Raw genomic sequence first — 25,818 nt, forward strand, 5'->3', positions numbered from 1 at the left:
GTCTAACTGTATTTTGTACAGGTAGATTCAAGCGAATGGGCGAAAATGATCAAACTAACTGGATAAACTACAGTTAAAATGGGCAACTTTGGGCGAAACGGCTGTTTTGGCGCAAACTAACTGTAGGTTTTCCAGTTAGTTTCCATATTTCTTCCGAATATAGAAATCTAACTGTATGAAATCCATTTAGTTTTCAAATTTCACACTATTGAAGCAATTCAACTCTATTCTACCTTGAAAACCCATCCATTTTCATCATCTGATGGTGTCGCGGTCAGCGGCATGGGGCACGACATGAAATGTAAGTAATGTCCGTAACCCATACTTTGTTCGGGGCTGTTGTCTTGAAGTTTTGATTCAGCAGGTTCGGTGCAATGGGACTGGTGTGATTGGAGTCTGTTGTCGTGACTTTAAATTTCTTCGACACGCATGAGCGCATATTGTTCTTCCGCATGAGAATCCCCACCGTACGCTCGGACACCTTCCAACCTTCCGCCCGAAGGAGCATTGTGATTTTGGGGCTGCCATAGCAACACCTGTTGTCAAAAAAATGCCAAGAAATCCGGGACAGCAAAACCTGTCGGCGCTTCTGGTAACTGTTCTCGTTGTCTTTTTCCCTGCACCATTTGTAATAACCGCTCCGTGAAACTTCGAGTACAGCGCACATCTTCTACAATCGAAACTCGGAGCGATGATCTTCGATGAACTGGAACCTTAGTTCCTTTCTTTGCCGAAGATGTGCAGCGCCTTTTTTAAGATGGCGAGTTCTTCCTGGAGATCTTGATTCTGACGTTCTTTCTCCTGATTCTCCCGTTCTTTTTCAAGCAGTTGTTGCTCAAGCTGACGCAATCTTTCCAGCGTGACTAAAGACTCTAATTGAATCTCATCACGGTATTGAGCTTTCCAACTGTGCAGAACACCTGCAGATATCCCAACCTCCTCAGCGATCTGAGGCATCGACTTATTTTGCTCTAAAATGTACTTTACCATCTGTCTCTTGAAATCTTCACTGTAACTGTTTCTTTCCATTCGGACACCCTCTCCCTTATACGGCTATTATCTATTTTCACTTAAGGGATGTCCACTTTTTATTCTAGCTGCAATTTTCCATATACTTTAATCACTTTCCACCTTTCGCTTGAATTTACCTACATAAAACACAGTTAGACGCGCCATTCCGCTTGCACGGTACCGGCAGAAAATGAAATTAACTAATTTTCAAGGTAGATGTTGGTTATAATCGTGGCAAAACAGGGGGCGCCGGCTCCCTTTTCACTCTTTGGAATTAAACTCCATTTGATATAAACGCTGATACAGCCCCTGTTTGGCTAGCAGTTCATCGTGGGTCCCCGACTCCACCACACGTCCGTTATCCATGACCAGGATGCAATCCGCCCGCTGGATCGTAGACAACCGATGGGCGATGACGAAGGAAGTGCGCCCGGCCATCAATGTCACCATAGCATTTTGAATAAGCTGTTCCGTTTCATTGTCCAGAGCCGCAGTCGCTTCATCAAGCAATAAAATCGGGGAATCCCGGCCCTCCACAACAAATTGATTATACGAGGTCTGCCTCCTTCAGGTAGTCTTCTACGATCGAGCGCAGAATCTCTGATACCGAATAGTCTCCCCTTTCGCACTGCCGATCAATTTCGGCCCAGTACTTCTCCGGCAAGGTAAGAGAGATTTTCCGGGTCACGCCAATCGCTTTCCGGCCGGCTCCCGTACGCTGCCCTCCCCTGGTGTATGGCCTATTCGGGGCATTTTTCCCGTCAAGCTCCTTCTGGTTATTATCCATGGTATCACCTACCGCTTATTTTTACATGATCAGGTTTCGCAGTCAATTTTTGCTACCTTTTTCAAGATGGTGATTTCGTTTGTTTTGAACTTCCTCTGCCTTTTGTAACCATTTACAATATTTTAAGGCCAAGGGATTGACAAGAAAAGGGAGAAGACTTATGATGGAATTGTCTTTAATGTTCTTATGTCATTACATTTGATGCAGCAGGAGTGAGGAGCCCCGTCATGTCCACTTTATTTGAAAAGACATTGAATAAAGAGATTCCAACTCCCCTTTACTATCAGTTAAAGGAAATTTTGCTGGAATATATTTCGAACAACCATGAGGACTTGGAGGCACCGATTCCGACGGAGCAAGAGCTTAGCGCTCATTTCAAGATCAGTCGGCCGACCGTCAGGCAGGCCATCAATGAACTGGTTTATGAAGGCTTTCTCTATCGGATTAAAGCCAAGGGCACGTTCGTGTCCCGCCCGAAGATTCAGCAGGAATTTCTTCAAGTCTTGGACAGTTTTAATAATGAAATTAAGAAGAAGGGCATGGTTCCGTCAACAAGGGTTCTGAACATCGAAACGGTCAGAAGCGATAAATCCATCAGTGAAGCGTTACATATGATGGAAGGCTCCAAAGTGATCAAGCTGCAAAGATTGCGTTTTGCCAATGAGGACCCTATTGTTATTGTGGATACCTTCTTGCCCTACAATGATTGCCGCTTCCTGCTGGACAGTAATTTAGAGCAAGAGTCGTTGTATGAACTGATTGAAGCCCGATTATCCTTAAAAATTACAAGGGCTGTCCGCAAATTGGAAGCTGTTCTGGCGGGCGACTACGAATCCCAAATGCTCAATGTTTCACAAGGGGCGCCTATCCAATTCATCAAGAGCACAACCTTCTTATCCAACGGAAAGCCCATTGAATATTCCCTAGCCAAATATAGAGGGGACCGCAATACCTTTACTTTTGAAATGAATCGTTAAATTTTTTTGCTCTTAAATGTAAAGACATAACGACATTGGTATGTAGACACTCAATTAAGCATGTTACCCTTAAACATTTGAGGAAGCCTATTTCGATCTAAGCAAACGATATTGCTGCATTACAGCGCCTTTCCGCAAATTTACTTAATATACAAAACTTTAAAATGGGGATGAGGATGCATGGCAGAAAAAATTTTAATCACGCCTAAATCATTCAAAAATTACAAAGAAAAGGCACACCGGCTGCTGCAGGAACGCGGCTACGAAATCATCGAGAATAACTTAGGCAGAACGATGACCGAGCAAGAAATCATCGATGCCGCTCAGGACAATGTGGTCGGAATTATTATCGGGATCGACCCGCTACCGGCTAACGTCCTTGAGCAATGCAAAAGCTTGCGGGCCATCTCCAAATATGGGGTCGGAATGGATAATATCGACCTCAAGAGAGCCGAGGAATTGGGAATTCTCGTCAAGAATGCCGTCGGAACCAACTCCATTTCGGTTGCCGAGCATGCGATTGCCCTCATGTTCGCTAGCGCCAGGAATCTCCCGGCCATTGCAGCCGGCGTCAAATCCTATGGCTGGGACCGCACCATCGGCTTCGAGTTAACGAACAAGAAGCTAGGCGTCATCGGCGGAGGACAAATTGGAAAAGAGGTAGCGAAGCGCGCGGTTGGTATTGGAATGAATGTCACTATCTATGATCCCTTCTTCAAGGATCTGGCATTCCTCGAACAATATAACGTCCAGAGACAAGAGCAGCTCGACGAAGTATTGAAGGAGTCGGATATTATTTCGCTCCACCTGCCGGCAACGGAGGATACCAAAGGGCTGATCAATGCGGAAGCTCTAAAACGGATGAAGCCGACGGCTATCTTGATTAACACGTCGCGCGGAGAGCTTGTGGACGAAGCAGCCTTATATGATGCCCTAGTCAATAACCAAATTGCGGCGGCCGCGCAGGATGTCTATTCGTCCGAGCCCCCACAGCAAGGCGATCCGTTAGTGGCGCTGCCGAATTTTATCTTGACCCCGCACATTGGCGCTTTCACTCATGAAGCGGTAGAGCGAATGGCGATGGTATCCACCGAAAATCTCATCCATATGCTCGACCAGAAGGATGATTCCAAATGAGCAAGGCGGACCAAAATTTACGCTCCAACCAAGTGATCACTACCGTAACCGGACCTATTTCGCCGGAGCAAATGGGCTTCTGTCACAGCCATGAGCACCTTTTCTTGAAAAAGGGCCAGTCCGCCAAAATCGATCCGGCCTTGCAAATCGATGACTATGACAAAACGATCCAGGAACTGAATTTGTTTAAAGAGGTTGGCGGGGCCACGATTGTCGAAGCACAGCCGGTAGGAAGCGGACGTCACGGCAGATGGCTGGAAGCCGCATCACAGCAGACCGGAGTGCAAATCGTCGCCTCCACCGGCTTCCACAAGCTTGTTTTTTATCCGGAAGACCATTGGATTCATACGGCCGACGCCGACAAGCTCACGGAATTATTTATCGATGAGCTGCAGAACGGGATGTATGCCGACGGCGAGGAAGCCTGGCCCGCGGAACAAATCACGGCCAGAGCCGGTATCATCAAAACAGCCTCCGATTTCCAAGGGGTGGGCGGCCGATATTACAGGCTGTTCAAAGCGGCGGCCCAGGCCGCTCTCGCGACCAAGGCACCGATCATGAGTCACACGGAAATGGGACGCGCAGCTCTTGATCAGATCAAGCTTTATACCGATTTCGGCCTTAAGCCTGACCAACTGATCATCTGTCATCTGGACCGGGAAATGGAAAATGCCGATTATATGCTCCATGTGGCGAGCACGGGAGTATATTTGGAGCTCGATACGATTGGCCGGTTTAAATATCATTCGGATGAAGAAGAGGTTGAGCTCATCATCAAGCTGATTGAGGCCGGCTATGAAAATCAAATCTTACTTTCGCTGGATACGACGCGCAAACGGTTAAAGAGCTATGGCGGCGAGCTCGGGTTGGACTATTTGGCCACAACCTTCCTGCCGAAGCTTGAAAGAGGCGGAGTGCCGAAAGCCTTGATTCACAAAATAATGCACGACAATCCGGCCAAAGCATTTAGTAAAGGCGTTTAGAACTATATTTATTTGTTGACAAGATCAGAAACAGAGAGGAGCCATTTCCCATGAAATTACCTGAAAAAGCAACCCAACCTACCATGTATTTCATCGGCGTCACCACCACGAAATCCTCCATCATGAAGCTGTTCCCTCTGTGGGCGGAAGCATTGGGACTGGAAAACGCGGTTCTGAAAGGGATTGATATCGACATTCATGCCGATCCCCAGGTTTATCGGGATGTCGTGGAATTTATTAAAAATGATGAATTATCGTTAGGGGCTCTTGTTACTACCCACAAGATCGATCTGTACCATGCGGCCAAGGATTTGTTTGATTACCTTGATCCTTATGCCACCATGTTCGGCGAACTCTCTTCGATTTCCAAGAAGGATGGCAAGCTTGAAGGATATGCGAAAGACCCTATTTCCAGCGGTCTGGCCATGGAAGCTTTCATTCCGGCAAACTATTGGAAGGATCATGGCGGAGAGCTGTTCGTCATCGGAGCCGGCGGCAGCGCCATTGCGATCTGCTCCTACCTGCTCGATCCCAAGAACGGTGAGAACATCCCTTCTAAAGTGGTCATCGCCAACCGCAGCCAGCCCCGTCTGGACGAGATCGAGCGGATTGTCAAAGAAATTAATCCCGATGTTAAAGCCGAATATCATTTGACACCTGAGCCGACCCAGAACGATGCCCTGCTTGCCCAGATCAAACCGCATTCCCTGATCATCAATGCAACCGGGTTGGGCAAAGACCGCCCAGGGTCACCTTTAACGGATAATGGCAGCTTCCCGGAGAAGAGCCTTGTATGGGAATTGAATTACCGCGGAGAGCTGGATTTCATGCATCAGGCCCTTCGTCAGAAGGAATTAAAAGACCTTCACGTGGAAGACGGCTGGATTTACTTCATCCACGGTTGGACCCAGGTCGTTTCCGAAGTGTTCCATATCGATATTACCGGAGCCGTATTCGACCGAATTGAACAAATTTCCAATGAAACGAGATAAGGAGAGACTGCAGCATGAGTGAAAACACAGTAAAACCATTTGCCCTTGACTTCGATCTGATCACAGGTTTGTCCCAAACGAAGGAATCGACCAAGCGCCCGCTGTCCAAAATGAAGGGAATGTACGCGGATGACGCTGCCTTCGAGGCCGCCGTACAAAATAACGACCCGCTCGTTTATGAATTTTATGAGCTTGATGTGCCGGAAACACCCGGCAATCTGTTATTCGGAACGAGCATTCTCTACCCCGGCAAAGTAGGAAACGAATATTACATGACCAAAGGCCATTTCCATACCATTCTGGAAACCGGAGAAGTTTACTACTGCTTAAGAGGTCATGGCGCCATGCTGATGGAAAATCCGGAAGGAGATTGGGATATCCAATATTTCACCCCGGGACAGGCTGTTTATGTGCCGCCGCGCTATGCCCATCGCAGCATCAATCTTGGCAACGAGCCTCTGGTGACGTTCTATGCCTACCGGGCCGATGCCGGTCATGACTATGGAACGATTGAAACTAAAGGGTATCGGAAGCTTGTCGTAGAGAAGGACGGAAAACCCGAAATCATCGATAATCCGAAATGGAAAGAGTAGGAGAAGCGACGATGAGCAAAAAATGGGAAGTCATTAAAAAGATTACGGACTCCGGCTTAGTCGTCGTTGTCCGGGCGGAAAATGCGGATGAGGCGAAAAAAATTACCGAGGCTTGTTTAAAAGGCGGCGCCGCGGCGATTGAAATTACCTATACCGTTCCGGGCGCTACTCAAGTTATTGAAGAACTGGCTAAAGAATTTATGAATGAAATCATTATTGGCGCGGGTACCGTGTTAGACTCCGAGACGGCGCGGATTGCGCTGCTTTCCGGGGCGGAATACGTAGTAAGCCCTTATCTCAGCGAAGAAGTCCTTAGACTGTGCAATCGTTACCAGGTGCCCTGTATGCCTGGCGCTATGACCGTCGAAGGTGTGGTACGAGCTATGGAGTTGGGGGCGGACATTATCAAGCTGTTCCCTGGGGAAGCCTTCGGGCCGAAAATGATCAAAGCGATCAAAGGTCCGCTGCCGCAAGCCAACATTATGCCGACAGGCGGTGTGAGCCTGGATAATGTCAGTGACTGGATCCAAGCAGGAGCCGTTGCTGTCGGTTCGGGAGGCAGCCTCACGGCCAGCTCCAAGACAGGAGATTATCAGACGATCACCAGCTTAGCCCGTCAGTTCGTGGAAAAAATTAAAGAGGCCAGATCATCCTAAGCTTGGCAAACTTTCCATCGTGCCCGATCGTTCGCTACATGTGAATGATCGGGCACTTTCTGCTCTGACATGGCTGTCTCAACAACAAAGAGCGAGGTTAGTGGGGTTTGCCCCAACTTACCTCGCTCTTTCTCTGTCCGGATTCAGTCACTTTAACGAATCTGAGAAACACTATTGCCGCTTAATCGACACCATTTCGAATATAACGAAACACAGAATCGTTATCTGGGCAAATTATTGCTAGATGTCCTACTATTTTCGTGAATAACGATTTCCCGTTTCGTTAGAAAAAGTAGGGAGCTTCTTTGGGCCGAATAACGTTCCTGTGTTTCGTAAGGTGGAGCGTTCCACTCCCTTTGAGACGGTTTATTCCATTTCAATCATGACTTTCATGGCCTTGTCTTTCTGCTGATCGATAATGTCGTATGCTTCGGAATAGTCTTTGAATTTCACACGATGGGTAATCAGAGTATCAAACTCAATCAAGCCTTCATTGACAAGCTCAATCGCTTTGATAAAATCTTCTTCTCTATACATGGCGCTGCCAAGCAATGATAATTCATGGTCCTGCACATATCCCATATTGACCGTTGCCAAATCGCCAAATACGCCGACAACGACGATCGTGCTGCCCTTGCGCGCATATTCGATCGCTTGATTGATCGTAACATTAATGCCGATGCACTCGAAGATATAATCGGCCCGATCCTTGCCGAAATTCGCAATGATCGACTCCAATATATTCTCGTTCTTGGCATCGATCGTTTTAATTCCGCATTTCTGCGCTACCTCCAAGCGGTACGGGCTTAGCTCCGAGATAAGGACATCCGCCGCTCCCATAGCTTTGGCCGTCTGAGCGACCAGATTGCCGATCGGGCCTCCGCCTAGCACTACAATCTTTTTCCCGGCAATATCGCCTGCGCGTCTTACAGCATGCACAGCAACCGCAAGCGGTTCGATCAACGCTCCATGCTCCCAGCTCATATCGGCCGGCAGTGCCAGTGCTTTGTCGGCATCCACTACAAAATATTCGCTCGCCATTCCCGTTGTCTGAAAGCCCATCACTTTAAGTTCTTCGCAATCATTATACAGCCCGTGGGTGCATGGATAACATTCTCCGCATACGACCTGAGGCTGGATCGTAACCTTATCGCCGACTTTAACATTCGTTACTTCAGAGCCCACTTCGACTACCTCAGCCGACACCTCATGCCCTTGAACGACCGGGTAACTCGTATAGGGATGCTTCCCATGATTGACATGAATATCCGAACCGCAAACTCCGATGCTTTTCATTTTAATTTTAATTTGGTTCGGTTTAACCTCTGGAACGGGCACATTGTTAAACTCTATTTTACCGGGTTCGGTCATAATGGCTTGGATCATTTTCGTTTCTCCTCTCTCCACTCCGGAATTCGTCTTATGATCTTCCAATATTAATAAGTAATGATAGCTTTCTTGGGAATCTGATGGTTGTTATACTTCTCAAAAGCCTCCACAATGTTTTCAAACTTGAAGTAATCCGAAATAAAATCCTTCAGGTTAAGCTTGCCTGCTCTTATCCATTCTAAAATCTGATCGTAGGCTTCCGCCTCCTCAAGCTTGGACGGCATTTGCTGAAAATTAATTTTCCAGTTATAGGGAGCCTTACTCCAATCGAGCTGCATTTGATTGTTTCTCGGGACACCATAACACAGAATTTCTCCCCGATCCGCAATCAATTCCATCGCATGATTCATAATATCCGTAGACCCGACCGCATCCAAAACATATTTAACGCCATCCGGATATAGCTTTCGGATCTCTTGAGTAACGTCACATTCCTTGCTGTTCAATGCAATCGTTGCCCCATTTTCCAGAAGAAGATTTTTCTTGGCTTCGCTTCTGGCAATTCCGATAATCGACTTGATTCCCATCAAGCTCATCAGCTTGATGAAAGTGACCGCCACAGGACCACTGCCGAACACTACGATATTATCGTTCTCTCCCACTCCGAAATATTTAATGTTGCTGAATACTTCCCGCAGGGTGACAAGCATCGCCGCATCTACCGGATCAATATCCTCGGGGACAATCTGCTGGGCATAGGCGACTTCGGGAACTTCTCCCTCCGGATAGGCCGCCTTATCGTTAACTACGCCATATTCGCTGAAGGCGCCCCAAGCCGAGCCTAATGAGCCGTAAAGCTCTTCGTCCGGATCATTAAACGGCAGCAATACAACATCTCCAACTTTGAAGCTCGTTACTTCAGAACCTACTTCAACCACCCGGCCTACCCCCTCATGCCCGAGCATGAGAGGGTATTTTTCCTTCGGAAATCCTTTGAAGCCGAATTTTATAAGGGTAGAATCCGTGCCGCAAATTCCGCAGCTTATCATTTTAACCAGCGCTTGTTTGGAGTTGTATTTCGGGACCGGTATTTCTTTAACTTGCAGCTGACCAGTAGAATCCACCACTAAGGTTTTCATCAAATCCAACCTTTCAAAATTCAAGATTAGTTAACGATTAAACCGTTTTTTCCGATTTGTTGGTAAGAATTTGCAGGAACACGGCAGCAATAATAATGAAACCTTTAATAATATCCTGCGGATACGACGGAACGGCCATCAGATTCATAATGTTTCCGATGATTCCCAGAATCAGTCCGCCCGCAACGGCTTTAACGACAAAGCCCTTACCCCCTGCAAGGCTTGCTCCCCCGATAACACAGGCAGCAATGGCATCGAGCTCTTGTCCCATTCCAACGGTCGCGCTACCGGTTGAAGATCTTGCCGCGATAAATACGCCCGCTAATGCGGCCAACGCAGCAGATACGGCATAAGTGGACATGACATATCTTTTGGTTCGGATACCGGCAAGCTGCACTGCCGTTTGGTTACTTCCGATAGCAATAACAATCCGGCCCCAAGCCGTATATTTTTGGACCAAAGCGCAAACAATGATCAATACAATCGCAATGATAATTATTGGAAACATGTAAGTTTTGCTAACAATCGTATCCAACGTTCCCGGCGCCAATTTAACCGGTTTGCCCTCGGTTATGACGAAGGAAACCCCTCTTGCTATAGTCATCGTCGCCAATGACGCCACAAAGCCTTGTATACCCGCATAGGCCACTAATGCGCCCGTGAAAATTCCGAATACCATTCCGATAAGTACAGCCAGCACCATGGCAGGAGCATAGTTCATTCCAAAATCACTGATCAAAATAGCAGAGACGGTTGCTCCGACGGCCATGACCGAACCGACGGACAAATCAATTCCGCCCGTCAGGATGACGAAAAGCATCCCAACCGCAACCAGAATGGGTCCTGCCTGTTGAAGAAGGATGTTACGTATATTCATAGATGTGAAGAAAGTATCTGAAAGTAATGCACTGATAATAATTAAAATGGCTAATATAATATACGTATTATTATCTATGATAAATTGCTTTAAATTAAATCTCTTTGCAGCACTAGTCATGATGTCCTATACCCCCATTGCCAGTTTGATAAGATTGTTTTCCGTCAGTTCCGATTTACCGACTTCTCCAACGACAGAGCCTTGCCGCATCACAAGGGCCCGGTCGCACAAGCCAATGATTTCAGCCATTTCCGAAGAGATGACAATCACGCCGACACCTTCTTCTGCAAGCTTGTTTATGATCTTGTAAATTTCGGTCTTCGCACCTACGTCAACACCTCGCGTAGGCTCATCAAAAACAACACATTTGCAGTCCGCGGATAACCATTTGGCCAGGGCAATCTTCTGCTGATTCCCCCCGCTTAGGCTGTTGGCATTATCCTCCATCGACCCGTACTTTGTGGCAATGCTGGCCAATAAGTCCTTTACATATGCTTTCTCTTTTTTATGGTTGATAATACCGGCTTTTTGTATTTTGAACATGGACGCTAGTGTTGTGTTTATCCTGATAGATTGCTCCAACAACAAGCCCTGTTTTTTTCTATCCTCGGGGAGAAGTCCAAATCCGTTATTAATGGCTTCTTTCGGATCTTTAAAGTTAACTTCTTTTCCAAAAAAGATGACTTTTCCTGATTTCTTCTTATCCGCTCCAAAAATAGCACGCATTGCTTCGGTTCTTCCTGATCCTACTAATCCGCTAAATCCTACCACTTCACCGCTTCTAACCGTAAAGCTTACATCTTTCACCATATCCCCTGCGTTCAAGTTTTCAACCCTAAGTATCTCTTCGCCTATTTCCGCGTTCCGTTCCGGGAACAATTGGGTAATCTCCCGGCCTACCATCATTTCGACCAATTCTTCCTTGTTGATAGATGAAGTAGGAACCGTGCCTACATATCCTCCATCCTTCAGTACGGTGATATGATCACTTATTTCTAACAACTCTTCCAGACGGTGGGAAATATAAATGATACTGACACCGTTTTCTTTCAGATTACGAATAATCGAAAGTAATTTTCGGGTCTCGGAGAAGGTTAACACAGCCGTCGGCTCATCAAAAACCAAGACCTTGGAGTTTCTCGCCAAACATTTGGCAATCTCAACGATTTGTTGATAAGCAACACTCAAGCTGCCTACCTTGGCCTCCGGGTCAATATCCTCGAAGCCAAGCTTCACTAATTGCTCCTTGGCCCTCTTTTTCAGGTCCTTCCAATTAATAAACATTCCGGACTCGGCCAGTCTGTCGATAAAAATGTTCTCCGCCACGGTTAAATCGGGCGCCAGCATGAATTCCTGGTAAATAACGGAGACTCCAAGACTAATCATGCTTTTGGGCGATGCAATTTTGGCTTCTTCCCCATCGATCAAAATCTGGCCAGTATCTTTCTGATAGGCACCGGCCAGAATTTTCATCAACGTGGATTTTCCGGCACCGTTTTCCCCTATTAGGGCATGGATTTCCCCCTTCTTGACTTTAAGGGAAACATCCGTCAGCGCTTTAACGCCGCCAAAATGTTTCGATATGTTATTCATTTGAATGATGTATTCATCCTGCATATTCTGGTCTCCCCTTTCTATCACCAGCTATGATGAGGAAAAGTCCTATCGGAGTATTTCGTTCGATGTGCGACCGTGTCCAAGAAGAAAAAATCCTCCTCTTTCGTCAAAAGGAGGATTCTTCATAAGCTGACTTTTTAATTTTTCACAATGAATTTGGCTTAGAAACCAAACTCGTAGTATTCGTCAACATTTTCTTTCGTAACGGCAGCCGGCTCGGTTAATGTAATGTCATCGTAGCTCCACATATCTTTGCCATCTACCAGGATTTCTTTCGCAATTTTCACACCCAGTTGTGCAACTTTATATGGGCTGTTCTCACCAGTGGCAAAGTATTTTCCTTCTTTGATCAAATCATACGCTGCTTTGGCTCCGTCGGCTGCGGCAACAATGTCGACACCTTGGATACCGGCATTCTCAAGTGCTGTCATCGCGCCGAACAGCATTTGGTCGTTCTCACCCAATACCGTTGTCAAATCGCGGTTCGCAGTGATCAGATCCTCTGCAGCCGTAAGACCTTGTTCCTCAGTCCAAGCGCCCCAGCCTTGTCCAGCAACGGTGAACTTGGCTTCAGCATTGGTTGCCTTACCTTTGGAGAGCAATTCGCTATCGAAGGCTTCTGCCAATTCCCAAGCTTTCTCTTCCGAAACGCCGGTTTTTCCTTCAATAATTCCTGCGAAGAGACCTGTTCTTCTTTCGGCACCGGCTACGTTCCCCTTCGCACCGCTCAGAATGATCGCTTTGATTTCTTGATCACCCATTTTTTTCGCATATGCTAAACCAACCAATCGGCCGTTTTGCTTGTTGTCGGAATAAACCGTTGTAATGTCTTTAGCCCCTTCACCAACACCGCTGTCCAGGTTAATGACTCCGATTCCGGCTTCTGCAGCTTTGTTAATGCTAGGAACAGCCGCATCCGGCTCAACGCTGTCGAGGAAAATCAAATCCATTCCTTGAGCAATGAAGGTTTCCATATTTTCAGCTTCTTTGGAAGTGTTTCCGTTGGCATCCAGAACAGTGATGTCCCAGCCTTCTGCTTTAGCGCTTTCTTGAACCGCTTTAACCAGCGATACAAAGTATGGAGAATCCTGAGTCTTGATTGCAAAGCCAACCTTGATTTTCTTCCCGCCGGAGTCATTCCCGGAAGTATCCTTGGAAGAACTGCATCCAACCACCATCATGGCCACTACTAGTGTTAGGATTAGTGCAAATAAACCTTTTTTCTTCATGAATCTTTCCCCCTAAATACTTATGGTGTTGTTCAATACAAAGTATTGTTATGACATTACAATATTACATAGTTAGTATACAATAAGCTGTTAGCGGTTTCAACCTAAATATTTTATTAAATTTTGATCGTCATGGATTCAAAAGCGATAATTTCGGCAGCTCGTCCAAAGAATCGATGGCTGCATCGAAATGTTCGGCACTTCCAAAGCCGTATCTTGCATACACAAAGGGAATCCCCGCTTCCTTGGAAGCCGAAGCGTCCCCTGACGTATCGCCTACATAGATAGCATTCTTAAGAGAATTACGATCTATGATCAGGCGGATATTTTCTGCTTTGGATAAGCCCGTTCGTCCCGGATATTCAAAATCTTCAAAGTAACCTTCCAATCGGTTTCCTGCTATAAAGCTTTGTATATACCCCTCCTGACAATTACTTACTATAAAAAGCCGATAGCTTTTCTTAAGTTCATCCAGCGTTTCAACCAGCTTTGGAAAAAGAATTCCGCCATCTTTCTCAAGATAGGGACATTGATTTGCGCAGCTTTCCGTCATAATGGCGAGAGCTACTTCTTCCGGAGCGGATGGAAACAGTGTTCTTGCAATGATTTCCGTAGGCAATCCATACAAGCCTTTAAGTTTTTCGGCGGTTACCGGTTCTACAACCTTATATTTAGCTGCAACCTCCGACCAAATCTTGGCCCCTATATGAGTGGTGTCCCATAGAGTCCCATCCAGATCAAATATAATACCATCAACCATTTGAAGCCCCCTCTCTGATTTGTCCTGCAGCGTTACGCTTCTTAATTAAACAATGGTAAAACCGCCGTCGATAATCAAATCGGTTCCGGTTGCGAAGGAAGCTGAATCCGAAAGAAGATAAATGACGGCTCCCGCCAGCTCTTCCGGTTTGCCCATACGTTTGATCGGGGTTAACTCCTTCCACAGATCCTGCCAATCCTGTCTGACGAAGGAGGTCAGCTCTGTAAAGATATAGCCCGGGCTGATGCTGTTCACTCTTATTCCTTTCTCCGCCCATTCGACGGCAAGGGATTTCGTCAATTGCACGACACCCGCTTTGGAAGTGTTGTAAGATGCCTGCGCCTGCGGGTAGTTAACAATGGTGCCGGACATAGAAGCCGTGTTAACGATGGCTCCCTTCTTATTGCGGGCCATCAAATATCTTCCGAATGCCTGAGCTACGAAGAAAACTCCGTTTAGATTTACATTAATGACTTTCAGCCATTCATCCGGAGTCAAATCAACGACCGGCTTCTGAATGACAATTCCTGCATTATTGAATAACAAATCGAGTTTACCCATCTCCGCATCTGCTTGTTCAATGGCAGCGGCAACCTCATCCGGTTTTGTTACATCCACTCCGATGGCGATCGCCCGGCAATTATAATCCCTTGCAATAGACTCAGCCGTAGCCTGCGCTTTCTCCACCTGTTGGTCTAAGATGACAATGTCCGCGCCTACTCCCGCAATATGCTCGGCAACGGATTTCCCTATACCCTGCGCTCCTCCGGTAATAACAACTACCTTGCCTTCCAGCGAAAATAACTTTTTCAGAGTATCCATACTCCCAATCTCCTTAATCATAATATTGTATTGTAACGACATTAAAACCAATAATTTGGTTATCTGGCATGTCTTTCTTCTAATTTAACCAGTCTACCTTATAAAGATCAGATTTACTTTTCACTGTCGATTAAGATCTTCGCTTTTACAAGACCGGGGGTTTTGAACATTTTGAATGCATCGGCTATTTCACTTAAAGGAACTTTCTTGAAAATGAATGAATCATCCAGTTTAAACTCGCCGGTGTTAATATAATGGGCTGTCTGCTCCCACTCTTTGCCGGGGAATTCCGAGCTGTACGACATCCAGGAGCCCGTCAGGCTGAATTCCTTCCGGTTGAGATTTTCCCATTCCTCTACGCTAAAGGAAATTTCCTTGGTCGGGGTTCCGATTAAGCAGACTCCCCCTTTGTTAGCCACCAATTCGAAGGCCATTTTCATCGTAGCCGTATTTCCCGCCGTTTCGTAAACATAATCAAATCCTCGGCCGCCGGTGAACGATTTGGCCTGTTCAATAAAGCCTTCTTGCAGAGTATTAACGCACTCATCGGCCCCGAATTTTGTCGCAAGCGCCAATCGTTCATCGCTAATATCGAATACGACGACTTTGCTCGCTCCGAAGATCTTCGCCCATTGCATCGTGAATAAACCGATCGTACCCCCGCCTAGAATGGCTACCGTTCCCCCAGGCTTATAATCCAGGCGATTCAATCCATGTAATGCGACAGTAATCGGTTCGAAGAAGGCCCCATGCTCAAAGCTGATCGAATCGTCGAACTTCACGGCGTTTTTCTCCGGGACAACCACATACTCAGCAAAGCTGCCGAATTGTCTCGAACCTATAAAGCTGTAATGCTTGCAAAGGGAATAGTCGCCTTTCCGGCAATCTTCACATTCGAAGCATGGAATGAGCGGAACTCCGGCTACCTTATCTCCCACTTTCAAGCTTTGGACGCCTTCTCCGATTTCAGTAACGATACCTGAGAATTCATGTCCCAAAACATTGGGATAGTAATGGGACGCATCTCCATTTACCCTGGGGAGGTCGGAGCCGCATATTCCGGTATATTTTACTTTGATCAATACTTCTCCTGCCTTGGGAGAGGGAGTTGGAATCTCTTCATATCTCAAATCCTCTCTGGCGTGCAGCACTCCTGCTTTCATGGTGAATTCACTCCTCTTACTTTGCCAGAATCATCTGCTGAAAGTAGGCTTTACAGCTTCATAAAGCCCCAAATACCTTTCCATTGAACGTTGATAGACTTTATGGTTTTCCATGTCGGGTTCTTGAACTCTCGTTATTTTGACAGTTTCCCCGACTGCTTCTGCGAAATTGTCGTATAAGCCGACGCCTACCCCCGCCAACAGTGCAGCCCCAAGTGTAGTGGCGGTATCCGATGCAGGCACGCTTATTTTGCAGCCCGTAACGTCCGCGTAGATTTGTACCCACAATCGGCTATTTGCGGCTCCGCCCATCGCTCTGAAATCCAACTCGTGGATATTGACTCCGGCTTCCTCCGCTACCTTTAAATTATGCTGAACGGAGAAAACGACGCCTTCCATTGCGGCCCGCACCATATGTCCTTTGGTCTTATCGAAGCCGAGCCCATAGAATACCGCCTTGGCATCCGGGTTCCATATCGGGCAGCGTTCACCGGCCATATAAGGCAGGAAGGTAACCCCGTCCGAGCCCGGAGAAATTTCTTCTGCCAAAGCCGTTAACTCATCGAACGACTTGCCTTCTCCGAACTGTTGTTTAAACCATCGTAAAACTCCCCCGCCGCCAACGGTTCCGGCCTGAAGCAGCCATAAATCGGGAACGACATGGGGCCCGAAGATCAATTGGGGATGCGCGATCGGCTGATCCTCACAAATGCTGATTCCCCCTGCCTGTCCTCCTTGGATCTGGGTTTGCTTGGGCAGATACACACCGGCACCCAACGTTCCACAAGCTGCATCCAGTCCACCGGCGACAACCGGAGTACCCTCTGCCAGCGAAGTCAGTTCAGCCGCCTCTTTAGTGACTCTCCCAATAATATCGTGACATTGATAAATATCGGGCACTTTATCCAGGGATAACCCCATCGCGTTGGCCAGCTCTTCATCATAGGTACAGGTCTTCGTGTTATAGAAATGCAGCCCGTAGTTTTGACATTTATCCGATGACATGACACCGGTGAGCTTCATACCTATATAACTGTTGCTTTGCAGAAATTTATAGGTTTTATTATAAATTTCAGGCATTGTTTCCTTGAACCAGATTAATTTGGACGTGGTATAGGCAGGCAAGAATGCGTTGCCGGACACTTCAAAAATCTTGTCTGCGCCTATTTCATCTTCGACGCGGGCGGCAATTTCCTTCGAGCGTGTATCCATCCAAATCGGTGTATTGGACAAACAATTCCCGTCTTTATCTACGGGGATGGCCGACCAGCCTTGACCGGCAATGCCTATTCCGATGATTTGCGAGGATTGGATTTCGCCTTTAGCCAGGCAATCCTTGATTCCCAGGCAAACTCCCCTCCACCATTCCTCCGGATTCTGTTCAACCCAGCCTGCATCGGGATAGTAAATGTTGTATTCTTGATTGGACTGAGCCAGTACCTCGCCTTTTTTATTAAAGACAGCAATTTTGCATGCAGAGGTTCCTATATCAATTCCCAGTAGTAGGTTTTCCATCTCGATGGCCTCTTTCATCCTTCACTAATTAACTTTTCCGACACTGCCGCATATTTTCAGCTTATCCATTGCCATTTGCTTGACTTTGTCCCGACCCGCTGCAGTGAATTTTTTCGGATCGATAATATCCGGCGTTTCCGATAAAGCCTGTTTTACGCCTTCCGTAAAGGCAATTCTCAGCTCAGTGGCATAATTAACCTTGCGGATTCCCCTCTTAATACATTCCTGGATCGATTGTTCGGACAAACCGGACCCTCCATGCAGCACTAAGGGCAAATTTACCGCTTCGCGTATTTCGCTTAAACGTTCCAGATCCAGCTTGGGGACTCCCTTATATACCCCATGCGATGTCCCGATGGCCACAGCTAAGGATGTGACCTTGGTTCTTGCCACAAATTCCTTCGCTTCCGATGGTTCCGTCAATCCGCCATCTCCGCCGTCGATATCATCTTCCTTGCCGCCCACCTTGCCAAGCTCGGCTTCAACAGGGATTCTTGAGGGGGCACAGGCTTCCACAACTTTCCTCGACAGCTCGATATTATCCTCGAACGCTTCATGAGAGCCGTCGATCATAATCGATGTATACCCCGCTCTCAGTGCCTGCATTGCCAGTTCGAAGCTGTTTCCGTGATCCAAATGAAGGGCAATCGGAACGCCGGCACCATCCGCGGCCGCCTTCACCAGGGCGTGAAATATAGCAAAGTTCGCATATTGAACGGTTTTCGCAGAGGTTTGCAGGATAACAGGCGATTTTAATTCCTCCGCCGCTTCCACAACCGCTTGAACCATCTCCATATTTTCCACATTAAAGGCGGCTATCGCATAGCCTCCCTTATCGGCATCCTTAAACATTTGTTCCGTGGTAACTAATGGCATAATGTTTATCTTCCTCTCCTGTAAGCTGTTGCCATCCTGATGAATATTTTGTCCTATCTATCTTTCTTTATTTTGACATTTTGGCGAAGACATCTTTCAAGGCATAGTAGCAATCGTCAAAAAGCTCCTTGACCGGCTGATAAGCTGTAACCGCCTCCGGGTTGGGAGTATGCACATGATTTATTTCAAGGAAATTATGAATAACATTGAAATCTTTATACAAGCCTACCCCGACGCCGCCTGTTACGGCCGCCCCCATAGAGCCTGCTTCCTCCAGCACGTTCGGAACCATTACCTTCGCGTTGTAAATATCCGCCATCATTTGACGCCAGACCGCACCTTTGGCTCCGCCGCCAATGACAATCATCTCATCTATCTCCACTTGCTTGCGGAGAATTTCCAAAATAATAGAGAGATTCATCGTTACGCCCTCGAGAACGCTCCTCATCAGGTCTCCCCGTTCATTTTCCGACTTCAAGCCGATAAAAGCGCCTTTCGCCTCCGCATCCCATCTCGGAGCTCTTTCCCCGAGAAGATACGGCAGGAAAATGACCCCGTTCGAGCCGACAGGGGATTTTTCAATTTGCTCATTCATATAATCATAAGCGGATTTGCCATTCACTTCCGCTTCATGCATTTCAAACCGGCCGATTGTATTTTTCAACCAGTGATAAGCCCCTCCGGCTGTCTGCATGGTCCCGTTGGGTGCATACAATCCGGGAACGATATGCGCCCATGTAACCGTGCGCATTTCATCGTCGAAAATCGGTTTCTCCGAGGCGGTGGTAATCCAGGCCGATGTTCCTATGGAACAATAGGTTTTGCCCGGGCTTATGGAACCCGCACCAACGCTTGCCGTTACGCCATCCCCGCCGCCGATAACGACCGGTGTTCCTTCGGCCAAGCCGGTAGCTTCCGCAGCCCTCCTGGTTACCCCTCCGGCTACGAAGGTCGAAGGCTTTAATTCCGGCAGCTTGTCCGGATCTATCCCGGCATATTCGATAATTTCATCGGACCACTTCAAATTCACCAAATCAAAGCATCCGTTGCTATTGCCGTCGGAATAATCCGTATAGAAATTCCCCGTCAGCCTGGCCACAATGAAATCCTTTGCATTTAATGTTTTATAGGTTTGCTCGTAGATTTCCGGTTGATTATCCCGGATCCACATCAGTTTCTGAATCCCGTAGGATGCCGTATTGCGATGCCCTACAATGTGGTAGAAATCCTTCTGAGAAATGCGGCTTTCAATTTGTGCGACCTGTTTCTGAGCACGTTGGTCCGCCCAAATAATCGCCTTGCGCAAAGGGTCCCCATTCCTGTCTACACAAAGACAGCCCATCATCTGCCCGCTGAAACTGACAACGGCAATATCGGAAGGCTGGATACCCAATGAGCCAATTAATTTCTTGCTTGTCACACATACGGCATTCCACCAGTCCTCTGCATCCTGCTCCGCCCAGGTACCGTTAAAATAATCGGTATTATAGGAAGCGACATGGCTTCCTACCATTTTACCGTCTTCGGAAAATAAAGTGGCCTTGTTCCCCGACGTGCCTAAATCATGGGCTAATATATATTTTGTCATCCATTACACCTCAGATTCGATTCATAAGCCTCAGTCTGCAGCCATCCAGTGATCTGACTATTTCGCTTGATTGGTTTGATTTGCCGATATCGTTACCTCGAACCGGTTCCTGTCCCCGCGATATCTGGCCAAAGAATACTCTATCGGCACGTCGTACATATTGTAGCCAACCGAAATAAATTGCTGGATCGCCTAGCCTCTACTGATATTCAGATGCTTAATATCATAATCTTGAGCATCTACGGCTTCTATTAAACGGCGAATTTTATAGATTTGGGTATCATCGTGCGACGCCAAGACAGGGTACAGTGACTCCCTGGATAAATCATGATCCAGAACAAACCTGCATTTCTCATATGGCAGATAAGTCTTAACCATCACAATGGGCTCGTCATCCGCAAACCGTTGGCGGTGGATATAAATGACCTTGTCCTTAGGCTGCAGATTGAGCTCATGGGCCACATATTCAGGCGCTTCAAGCACTTCGAAGTCAAGCAGCTCCGTATGGGGAGTTCTGCCCAATTGAGCAATTTGATCATTAAAGGAACCTAGAGCTTGAATGAAGCTTTGTTCAATTTTCGGCTTCGCCACAAATGTGCCTTTGCTTTTTACACGATATAACCAGCCCTCTTGAACCAGTTCGGTTATCGCTTGCCTGACGGTGGTGCGGCTGATTTGAAAAATATGGCTCAGTTCATTTTCCGTTGGAATCATGCTTCCAATCTTGTAGCGGCCCTCTTTAATTTCTGATAGAATCAGCTCTTTCAATTGGAAATATAATGGTATTGGAACGGATTTATCCAATTGCAAATTTCTCAATCTCATCATTCCCTCGTTTCCCGATAATAATTTAAGCCCTTTCGTAAAAGCCCAAGCCTGTTAAATTACCTTTATCAATGAGCAGTTTTGGATATTCGTTAGCGAAGATAATGCTCTTTCACTTGACAGAGTCGTTTCGAAATTCTTATTATTTAATCATGCTATATCAATATTATATTGTTACTATATAGTAACATAGTTAAATTATCAATTCAATTTCGTAGTTGTCGTATTGAAAACCATTACATGATAGATGAATAAGTTCCCGATATAGCTATAATTGTGCATCAGCAGCTTTCATAAAGCAGTCGGCAATATGCAAGTTTCCGAAGGGACGTGATGCCGAATAAGAAGCCCGATTATTTATGGCCCTCCTTCCTCCAAGCTGTGTCAAGATTTGTAAGATACTTTAAATATACACTCAATTCCATTAATATTGGAGGCATTAATAATGAAATTTGGAACATATTTTGCTTATTGGGAGCAAAGCTGGGATACGGAATATCTTAAATACGTCAAGAAAGTGGCGGACCTCGGCTTTGATGTTCTGGAAGTGGGAGCTGCGGGGATCGTCAATATGTCCGACGACGATTTATATGCTCTCAAGGCAGAGGCGGAGAAATACAATATCACTTTAACGGCCGGTATCGGTCTTCCGAAGGAATATGATGTTTCTTCCCAGGATGAGAACGTTCGCCAGAACGGCATTGCCTTCATGAAAAAAATTTTGGATGCCCTTCATAAAGCCGGAATAAAGGCCATCGGCGGAACGATCTATTCCTACTGGCCGGTTGACTATTCCAAACCTATCGATAAACCTGCCGCTCGGGATCAAAGCATTAAGAGCATGCAGGAATTGGCGGACTATGCCGCTCAATATGACATCACCTTGTTAGTGGAAACTCTGAACCGATTCGAGCAATTTTTACTTAATGATGCGAAAGAAGCGGTTGAATATGTGAAGGCTGTTAATAAGAACAATGTTAAAGTCATGTTAGACAGCTTCCATATGAACATTGAAGAAGATTACATTGGCGACGCCATCCGATACACAGGCGACTATCTGGGGCATTTCCACATTGGCGAGTGCAATCGCAAAGTGCCCGGCAAGGGCCATATGCCTTGGGCGGAAATGGGTCAGGCCCTGCGGGACATCAACTATGACGGCTGTGTAGTCATGGAGCCTTTTGTCCGTCCGGGAGGAATTGTCGGGTCCGATATCAAGGTTTGGAGAGATCTCTCGGACAATGCCGATGAAGCGAAACTGGATGCCGATATTAAAGAAGCACTTGAATTTGTTAAAAAGGAATTTTTGAGATAATCACCATATGGGAGTAACCTAGGGGACTGACCGCCGGCTCCGGTGAGGAAGGTCCCCTTGTGATTGAAATCCCTGTTGGACTATAGAAATTTAATCCAGTCATGGCCTTCCGGAAATTGAAGGCTTAGGGACGATTTCAGCCACTCCTTTTCTTGCGGAAGCAGCGAGGGGAGGATCGTTCGAAAATCCCGATAATCTTTATCCCGTACCTGCGATGACCCTGCTTTATAGAGAAGCTGTATCTCCGGCCTGATATAAGGGATGCCTTCGTCCGATTTCAGGAATAGATCATCGAACGGTCTCTTTATCGATTTATTTCTTCCGTATACCCATGAATCCCCCTCCGTATCAACCAGCATCATTTGAAAAACAAACGGAGTATCACTGCTCTTGCTGACCCAAATATCCATGGTGGTGTATAAAAACTCCCGGTCCTCCCACAGCGAAAGCTTGCCTTTCTCAGCCTTATACAGCATCCAATCCTGATTCAGATAATCGTATGCTGTCAGATGTTCCTCGCGAGTGATCACTACATCAATATCACTGTGCTCTCTTGTTTGTTTGCGGAGATGCAAATCCAGTGCCCAGCCTCCGGCAATGCCCCACTGAATCCCCATTTTAGAATAGAGAGAATAGATTTCCGCTACAGATAAAGGCATCCAATTATTGAAATCGTCTCTCAATTCGCTTCCTCCTCCCCATAACTTTTAAATCTAACATCGCCAATAACTGAAAAATCCTATTCTCACTACTTGTACCCTTCTCCTTCTGAAAATGATTATTCCCAAAATATGGAATTCACTTTACGAATAATCATTTTCTTACTCTGGCTACCATCCCCTGATTGGCTTGCATTAACTCGCTCACTTTTATTTTTACCAATGAATGGATAGAGCCTCCGCCTGTGTATACATACTCTAGCTCGGTTACTTTCGGGTCAATCAAGAAGATCGCGTCATAGCCAAAAGATGGAACCCCTCCGGCTGGATAACCCGTACCTTTGAAAACTTCGTCTTCTTCCGCCAATCTAGGCCGGGCTATGTTTAAAGCTTTGCCTACCCTGGACGTACTTGCTCTATCCTCACCTTTGACAATTGCTACAATTAAGCGGCCGTCGTCATCCATCATACAAATATTTTTAACAAACTCGTCTACTGCGCCGTTGACAGCCTTAGCAGCTTCCTCTACGGTGTGGCAAGACTCATTCAATTCAAGATGTTCTGCATTGATCTTTTTATGTTGCATATATTCCTTGATCTTTCTATTATAGTCCAATTGGAATCCCTCTCTTATTCATAATTTCGTCAGAAATGATTAATTCCTGTGCTTTCAGGGGAGACAGCCAGATGATGTTTGGCTACGCTAAAGCCGATAATAAATATGCCGTGATCGGTAAACATAGCTGATTCCACCTAACGATCGGCATTAAATTTGGAAATTTTCTTCCTCCGAAATTACACGCCTCTTTAAATCTCGATATTCACTGAGAAGCGCATCATATCTGCCTCAAGATCATCTGTAAGATTCTTCGTCCTCTTATAGAGAACCACAGCCTGGCAGCGGTATTGAATAGTTTTAATTTTTTGCCGTTGACTTTACCCTTAGGGTAAGGTGTACGGTTGATTTGATCAAATATTGATGCTTAAACCATGCAGACCCTATAAAATATGAAGAATGGAGGTGACGTTTTGCTTTCGATTGGAGAATTCTCAAAGATATGCGGTGTGTCTGCAAAAACGCTGAGGTATTATGATGAAATTGGATTGATCCACCCCGATGAGATTAACCCGGAGAATGGTTATCGGTATTATTCCATCAAGCAGCTTAAAAAGATGATCTTTATCAACCGTTTAAAATCTTATCATTTCTCCCTGGAAGAAATCAAAGTCATTCTGGAATGGGAAGAGGATCAATCCGAAGAGAAGCTGTGTTCCGTCCTTAATCGCAAGACAAGAGAGATACAGGAAAAGCTGAATGCTTTGGAATACACCCTTAAACAAATGAACGAAGATATTTTAAATTTGCAGAAGGGCATTCCGATGATGTCGCACCTTGACCATATAGAAGTAGAACTTGTCGAAACCCGGCCAATGAATATTCTGTATAGACGTCAGATGATGAGCAGTGATGACTATGCCGCAGGTTATGAAACGTTTTTTAGCAGGCTCTATGAAAAGATCGCTACCGAAAAACTTACCTTGCTCGGTAAACCTATGACGATTTACCACAGTCCTGAATACAATCCTGCCGGCAACGATACCGAATTCGCCATCCCGATAGCGGAACCGGTCAAGGGAACGAGAGATATGCCCGGAGGTCTTTGTGCGAAGTCCGTTCTAAAGGGCTCCTATTCCGAACTGACATCGGTATATGCCAAGCTGATGGAATGGATCCATAGTAAGGGATATGAATTGGTGGGATCACCCTACGAAGTATATGTCACCGACCCCAATCAAGCCGCCGTTCCTGAGGATATGGTTACAGAGGTATATTTTCCTGTTAAGAAAAAATAGCGATGGAATTCACATTCCATTCAGGGGAGGAATTTAGAATGCACACAAATTACTGGCCAACTGCGCAATGGCATACCGAAGATCCCGCCGTCTTGGGAATGGATCCCAACAAGCTCTCGGAGCTCGAGTCTGTAATCCAGTCCGATTACAGCAATATAAACGGCATGGTGGTTGTGAGGAACGGATCTATCGCTTTCGAGCGGTATTATAATGGCTGTGGCCCGGATGATGCGCATCATGTGGCATCTGTAACGAAAAGTATTATATCGGCTCTTATTGGCATTGCCATAGATAATGGTGATATCACAAGCGTTGACCAGAAGGTGCTCGATTTCTTCCCCGAATATGCTCCCAAAGCTGCTGATCCGCTTAAAGGGGAAGTGACCCTGCGCCATCTTCTCACGATGACGGCTCCCTATCCGTTTCAGGACTGGCAGGAACCACTGGACAAGATGTGCATGCAGCCTGATTGGGTAAAGTATACCCTTGATATGCTGGGCCAACAAGGAAAGCTTGGCGATTTCAAGTATTCTACTGCAGGGGCACATTTACTTTCGGCCATCCTCACTCGCAGCACCGGCCGGAGCGCCCGCGAGTTTGCCAACGAGCATTTATTTAAACCCATCGGCATGAAAGAAATCCCGGAGCATGAAATGAAAGCATTCGGGTTCGATGATTTGTTCGGGAGCAATGTGAAAGGCTGGGTTCATGACCCTCAGGGCCACTCCACTGGCGGATGGGGACTTACACTGACTCCCCGTGATATGGCGCGTTTCGGTTTTCTATATTTGAACAGAGGTTTCTGGGAACATCGTCAGATTATTTCCGAGGCATGGATTAACGAATCGACTTCGATGAATCCCAATAACTACGGTTATCTATGGTGGTTACGCGAAGAGGACGGTGTTTCTGCATATTCGGCGATAGGCGATGGCGGCAATGTGATCTGCTGTCTTCCGGAACAAGAGCTTGTCATAGCCATAGCATCGGAATTCACCATGAATCCTCGGGACAGGTGGACATTGATCAAGGAATGGATTCTTCCGGCTTTATAACAGTTCTTTCTCATAAACGGGGGCAGCACACCTCTCATTATGGGCTTTCAAAATTCTGG

At 46.4% G+C, this 25,818-nt stretch carries 26 protein-coding genes and 2 pseudogenes; 9 read left to right on the forward strand and 19 right to left on the reverse strand.

All coding sequences use genetic code 11. The features are described from left to right. Positions 1-274: 274 nt before the first annotated feature. The 4 genes and pseudogenes from ACTHRH_RS21760 to ACTHRH_RS21775 form a co-directional block, all read right to left on the reverse strand. On the reverse strand, positions 275-667 hold the full coding sequence (locus ACTHRH_RS21760; RefSeq protein WP_150959902.1) for an IS3 family transposase: 393 nt from the start codon (positions 665-667) through the stop codon (positions 275-277). A 47-nt stretch (positions 668-714) separates the two neighbouring features. After that, positions 715-1,029, reverse strand: a complete 315-nt coding sequence (locus ACTHRH_RS21765; RefSeq protein ID WP_150959903.1) for a transposase — start codon at positions 1,027-1,029, stop codon at positions 715-717. Positions 1,030-1,272: 243 nt separating this feature from the next. Then, positions 1,273-1,536: pseudogene (locus tag ACTHRH_RS21770) on the reverse strand (hypothetical protein); the annotation flags it as partial. A 22-nt stretch (positions 1,537-1,558) separates the two neighbouring features. Beyond that, entirely contained in the window at positions 1,559-1,798 is a 240-nt protein-coding gene (locus ACTHRH_RS21775; protein ID WP_144938328.1) for a ribbon-helix-helix domain-containing protein, read from the reverse strand. 227 nt (positions 1,799-2,025) lie between these two features. Here ACTHRH_RS21775 and ACTHRH_RS21780 point away from each other — a divergent pair, with 227 nt between their 5' ends. The 6 genes from ACTHRH_RS21780 (at position 2,026) to ACTHRH_RS21805 (ending at position 7,136) form a co-directional block, all read left to right on the forward strand. Further along, a complete protein-coding gene (locus ACTHRH_RS21780; protein ID WP_144938325.1) occupies positions 2,026-2,775 on the forward strand; it encodes a GntR family transcriptional regulator in 750 nt (249 codons plus the stop codon). A gap of 180 nt (positions 2,776-2,955) precedes the next feature. Beyond that, entirely contained in the window at positions 2,956-3,912 is a 957-nt protein-coding gene (locus tag ACTHRH_RS21785) for a phosphoglycerate dehydrogenase (RefSeq protein WP_440417638.1), read from the forward strand. Continuing rightward, a complete protein-coding gene (locus tag ACTHRH_RS21790; RefSeq protein WP_144938319.1) occupies positions 3,909-4,895 on the forward strand; it encodes a phosphotriesterase family protein in 987 nt (328 codons plus the stop codon). The genes ACTHRH_RS21785 and ACTHRH_RS21790 overlap by 4 nt, the downstream gene beginning before the upstream one ends. A gap of 50 nt (positions 4,896-4,945) precedes the next feature. Beyond that, positions 4,946-5,887: a shikimate dehydrogenase family protein gene (locus ACTHRH_RS21795; protein WP_144938317.1), complete on the forward strand. Its 942-nt coding sequence runs from the start codon at positions 4,946-4,948 to the stop codon at positions 5,885-5,887. 14 nt (positions 5,888-5,901) lie between these two features. Then, positions 5,902-6,480: a glucose-6-phosphate isomerase gene (locus ACTHRH_RS21800; RefSeq protein WP_144938314.1), complete on the forward strand. Its 579-nt coding sequence runs from the start codon at positions 5,902-5,904 to the stop codon at positions 6,478-6,480. An 11-nt stretch (positions 6,481-6,491) separates the two neighbouring features. Continuing rightward, positions 6,492-7,136 (forward strand): bifunctional 2-keto-4-hydroxyglutarate aldolase/2-keto-3-deoxy-6-phosphogluconate aldolase, encoded by a 645-nt coding sequence (locus ACTHRH_RS21805; RefSeq protein ID WP_150959907.1) that lies wholly within the window; start codon positions 6,492-6,494, stop codon positions 7,134-7,136. 366 nt (positions 7,137-7,502) lie between these two features. Here the strand turns inward: ACTHRH_RS21805 and ACTHRH_RS21810 are convergent, their stop codons facing one another. From ACTHRH_RS21810 to ACTHRH_RS21865, 12 genes are all read right to left on the reverse strand, one after another. Then, positions 7,503-8,522, reverse strand: coding sequence for a zinc-dependent alcohol dehydrogenase (locus ACTHRH_RS21810; RefSeq protein ID WP_440417641.1), 1,020 nt, complete (start codon positions 8,520-8,522; stop codon positions 7,503-7,505). 50 nt (positions 8,523-8,572) lie between these two features. Further along, the gene (locus ACTHRH_RS21815; protein ID WP_144938306.1) at positions 8,573-9,604 is read right to left on the reverse strand and encodes a zinc-dependent alcohol dehydrogenase; all 1,032 of its coding nucleotides are present in this window, start codon (positions 9,602-9,604) and stop codon (positions 8,573-8,575) included. 37 nt (positions 9,605-9,641) lie between these two features. Then, positions 9,642-10,601 carry an ABC transporter permease gene (locus tag ACTHRH_RS21820; protein ID WP_144938304.1) on the reverse strand — a complete coding sequence of 320 codons (960 nt, stop codon included), beginning with the start codon at positions 10,599-10,601 and terminating at the stop codon, positions 9,642-9,644. 6 nt (positions 10,602-10,607) lie between these two features. Further along, positions 10,608-12,098 carry a sugar ABC transporter ATP-binding protein gene (locus ACTHRH_RS21825; RefSeq protein WP_144938301.1) on the reverse strand — a complete coding sequence of 497 codons (1,491 nt, stop codon included), beginning with the start codon at positions 12,096-12,098 and terminating at the stop codon, positions 10,608-10,610. A gap of 161 nt (positions 12,099-12,259) precedes the next feature. Next, on the reverse strand, positions 12,260-13,327 hold the full coding sequence (locus tag ACTHRH_RS21830; RefSeq protein WP_379289583.1) for a substrate-binding domain-containing protein: 1,068 nt from the start codon (positions 13,325-13,327) through the stop codon (positions 12,260-12,262). Positions 13,328-13,457: 130 nt separating this feature from the next. Beyond that, positions 13,458-14,087 carry an HAD family hydrolase gene (locus ACTHRH_RS21835; protein ID WP_144938295.1) on the reverse strand — a complete coding sequence of 210 codons (630 nt, stop codon included), beginning with the start codon at positions 14,085-14,087 and terminating at the stop codon, positions 13,458-13,460. A 45-nt stretch (positions 14,088-14,132) separates the two neighbouring features. Then, positions 14,133-14,909, reverse strand: coding sequence for an SDR family oxidoreductase (locus ACTHRH_RS21840; protein ID WP_440417644.1), 777 nt, complete (start codon positions 14,907-14,909; stop codon positions 14,133-14,135). A gap of 113 nt (positions 14,910-15,022) precedes the next feature. Then, positions 15,023-16,072, reverse strand: a complete 1,050-nt coding sequence (locus tag ACTHRH_RS21845) for a galactitol-1-phosphate 5-dehydrogenase (protein ID WP_144938289.1) — start codon at positions 16,070-16,072, stop codon at positions 15,023-15,025. Between the two features lie 30 nt (positions 16,073-16,102). Further along, positions 16,103-17,587: a xylulokinase gene (locus ACTHRH_RS21850; RefSeq protein WP_144938286.1), complete on the reverse strand. Its 1,485-nt coding sequence runs from the start codon at positions 17,585-17,587 to the stop codon at positions 16,103-16,105. Positions 17,588-17,611: 24 nt separating this feature from the next. Continuing rightward, a complete protein-coding gene (gene fba / locus ACTHRH_RS21855) occupies positions 17,612-18,463 on the reverse strand; it encodes a class II fructose-1,6-bisphosphate aldolase (RefSeq protein WP_144938283.1) in 852 nt (283 codons plus the stop codon). A 67-nt stretch (positions 18,464-18,530) separates the two neighbouring features. Further along, a complete protein-coding gene (gene xylB / locus ACTHRH_RS21860) occupies positions 18,531-20,051 on the reverse strand; it encodes a xylulokinase (protein WP_150959911.1) in 1,521 nt (506 codons plus the stop codon). A gap of 192 nt (positions 20,052-20,243) precedes the next feature. Further along, the gene (locus tag ACTHRH_RS21865) at positions 20,244-20,879 is read right to left on the reverse strand and encodes a GntR family transcriptional regulator (RefSeq protein ID WP_440417647.1); all 636 of its coding nucleotides are present in this window, start codon (positions 20,877-20,879) and stop codon (positions 20,244-20,246) included. A gap of 442 nt (positions 20,880-21,321) precedes the next feature. On the opposite strand from ACTHRH_RS21865, the gene ACTHRH_RS21870 reads away from it, so the two are divergent. Beyond that, positions 21,322-22,191 (forward strand): D-psicose 3-epimerase, encoded by an 870-nt coding sequence (locus tag ACTHRH_RS21870; RefSeq protein WP_440417649.1) that lies wholly within the window; start codon positions 21,322-21,324, stop codon positions 22,189-22,191. A gap of 80 nt (positions 22,192-22,271) precedes the next feature. Here ACTHRH_RS21870 and ACTHRH_RS21875 read toward each other — a convergent pair whose 3' ends face one another. From ACTHRH_RS21875 to ACTHRH_RS21885, 3 genes and pseudogenes are all read right to left on the reverse strand, one after another. Next, positions 22,272-22,874, reverse strand: coding sequence for a nucleotidyltransferase domain-containing protein (locus ACTHRH_RS21875; RefSeq protein WP_440417651.1), 603 nt, complete (start codon positions 22,872-22,874; stop codon positions 22,272-22,274). Between the two features lie 130 nt (positions 22,875-23,004). Next, complete coding sequence (locus tag ACTHRH_RS21880; protein WP_440417666.1) at positions 23,005-23,436, reverse strand: aminoacyl-tRNA deacylase; 432 nt, start codon at positions 23,434-23,436, stop codon at positions 23,005-23,007. 62 nt (positions 23,437-23,498) lie between these two features. Continuing rightward, a pseudogene (locus tag ACTHRH_RS21885) lies at positions 23,499-23,632 on the reverse strand (iron chaperone); the annotation flags it as partial. A 247-nt stretch (positions 23,633-23,879) separates the two neighbouring features. Between ACTHRH_RS21885 and ACTHRH_RS21890 the strand changes: the two are divergent. Both ACTHRH_RS21890 and ACTHRH_RS21895 read left to right on the forward strand, forming a co-directional pair. Continuing rightward, positions 23,880-24,704, forward strand: a complete 825-nt coding sequence (locus ACTHRH_RS21890) for a MerR family transcriptional regulator (protein ID WP_144941931.1) — start codon at positions 23,880-23,882, stop codon at positions 24,702-24,704. A 38-nt stretch (positions 24,705-24,742) separates the two neighbouring features. Then, positions 24,743-25,759, forward strand: coding sequence for a serine hydrolase domain-containing protein (locus tag ACTHRH_RS21895; RefSeq protein WP_379289576.1), 1,017 nt, complete (start codon positions 24,743-24,745; stop codon positions 25,757-25,759). Positions 25,760-25,818: the final 59 nt, after the last annotated feature.

The sequence above is a fragment of the Paenibacillus sp. SAFN-117 genome, from assembly GCF_051966115.1.
Classification (GTDB): domain Bacteria; phylum Bacillota; class Bacilli; order Paenibacillales; family NBRC-103111; genus Paenibacillus_L; species Paenibacillus_L residui.

Excerpts from the sequence above, each read along its gene's own strand:
- ACTHRH_RS21760 (WP_150959902.1), bottom strand. The coding sequence starts at position 667 with ATGTGCGCTGTACTCGAAGTTTCACGGAGCGGTTATTACAAATGGTGC.
- ACTHRH_RS21765 (WP_150959903.1), bottom strand. The coding sequence starts at position 1,029 with ATGGAAAGAAACAGTTACAGTGAAGATTTCAAGAGACAGATGGTAAAG.
- ACTHRH_RS21775 (WP_144938328.1), bottom strand. The coding sequence starts at position 1,798 with ATGGATAATAACCAGAAGGAGCTTGACGGGAAAAATGCCCCGAATAGG.
- ACTHRH_RS21780 (WP_144938325.1), top strand. The coding sequence starts at position 2,026 with ATGTCCACTTTATTTGAAAAGACATTGAATAAAGAGATTCCAACTCCC.
- ACTHRH_RS21785 (WP_440417638.1), top strand. The coding sequence starts at position 2,956 with ATGGCAGAAAAAATTTTAATCACGCCTAAATCATTCAAAAATTACAAA.
- ACTHRH_RS21790 (WP_144938319.1), top strand. The coding sequence starts at position 3,909 with ATGAGCAAGGCGGACCAAAATTTACGCTCCAACCAAGTGATCACTACC.
- ACTHRH_RS21795 (WP_144938317.1), top strand. The coding sequence starts at position 4,946 with ATGAAATTACCTGAAAAAGCAACCCAACCTACCATGTATTTCATCGGC.
- ACTHRH_RS21800 (WP_144938314.1), top strand. The coding sequence starts at position 5,902 with ATGAGTGAAAACACAGTAAAACCATTTGCCCTTGACTTCGATCTGATC.
- ACTHRH_RS21805 (WP_150959907.1), top strand. The coding sequence starts at position 6,492 with ATGAGCAAAAAATGGGAAGTCATTAAAAAGATTACGGACTCCGGCTTA.
- ACTHRH_RS21810 (WP_440417641.1), bottom strand. The coding sequence starts at position 8,522 with ATGATCCAAGCCATTATGACCGAACCCGGTAAAATAGAGTTTAACAAT.
- ACTHRH_RS21815 (WP_144938306.1), bottom strand. The coding sequence starts at position 9,604 with ATGAAAACCTTAGTGGTGGATTCTACTGGTCAGCTGCAAGTTAAAGAA.
- ACTHRH_RS21820 (WP_144938304.1), bottom strand. The coding sequence starts at position 10,601 with ATGACTAGTGCTGCAAAGAGATTTAATTTAAAGCAATTTATCATAGAT.
- ACTHRH_RS21825 (WP_144938301.1), bottom strand. The coding sequence starts at position 12,098 with ATGCAGGATGAATACATCATTCAAATGAATAACATATCGAAACATTTT.
- ACTHRH_RS21830 (WP_379289583.1), bottom strand. The coding sequence starts at position 13,327 with ATGAAGAAAAAAGGTTTATTTGCACTAATCCTAACACTAGTAGTGGCC.
- ACTHRH_RS21835 (WP_144938295.1), bottom strand. The coding sequence starts at position 14,087 with ATGGTTGATGGTATTATATTTGATCTGGATGGGACTCTATGGGACACC.
- ACTHRH_RS21840 (WP_440417644.1), bottom strand. The coding sequence starts at position 14,909 with ATGGATACTCTGAAAAAGTTATTTTCGCTGGAAGGCAAGGTAGTTGTT.
- ACTHRH_RS21845 (WP_144938289.1), bottom strand. The coding sequence starts at position 16,072 with ATGAAAGCAGGAGTGCTGCACGCCAGAGAGGATTTGAGATATGAAGAG.
- ACTHRH_RS21850 (WP_144938286.1), bottom strand. The coding sequence starts at position 17,587 with ATGGAAAACCTACTACTGGGAATTGATATAGGAACCTCTGCATGCAAA.
- fba (WP_144938283.1), bottom strand. The coding sequence starts at position 18,463 with ATGCCATTAGTTACCACGGAACAAATGTTTAAGGATGCCGATAAGGGA.
- xylB (WP_150959911.1), bottom strand. The coding sequence starts at position 20,051 with ATGACAAAATATATATTAGCCCATGATTTAGGCACGTCGGGGAACAAG.
- ACTHRH_RS21865 (WP_440417647.1), bottom strand. The coding sequence starts at position 20,879 with ATGATGAGATTGAGAAATTTGCAATTGGATAAATCCGTTCCAATACCA.
- ACTHRH_RS21870 (WP_440417649.1), top strand. The coding sequence starts at position 21,322 with ATGAAATTTGGAACATATTTTGCTTATTGGGAGCAAAGCTGGGATACG.
- ACTHRH_RS21880 (WP_440417666.1), bottom strand. The coding sequence starts at position 23,436 with ATGCAACATAAAAAGATCAATGCAGAACATCTTGAATTGAATGAGTCT.
- ACTHRH_RS21895 (WP_379289576.1), top strand. The coding sequence starts at position 24,743 with ATGCACACAAATTACTGGCCAACTGCGCAATGGCATACCGAAGATCCC.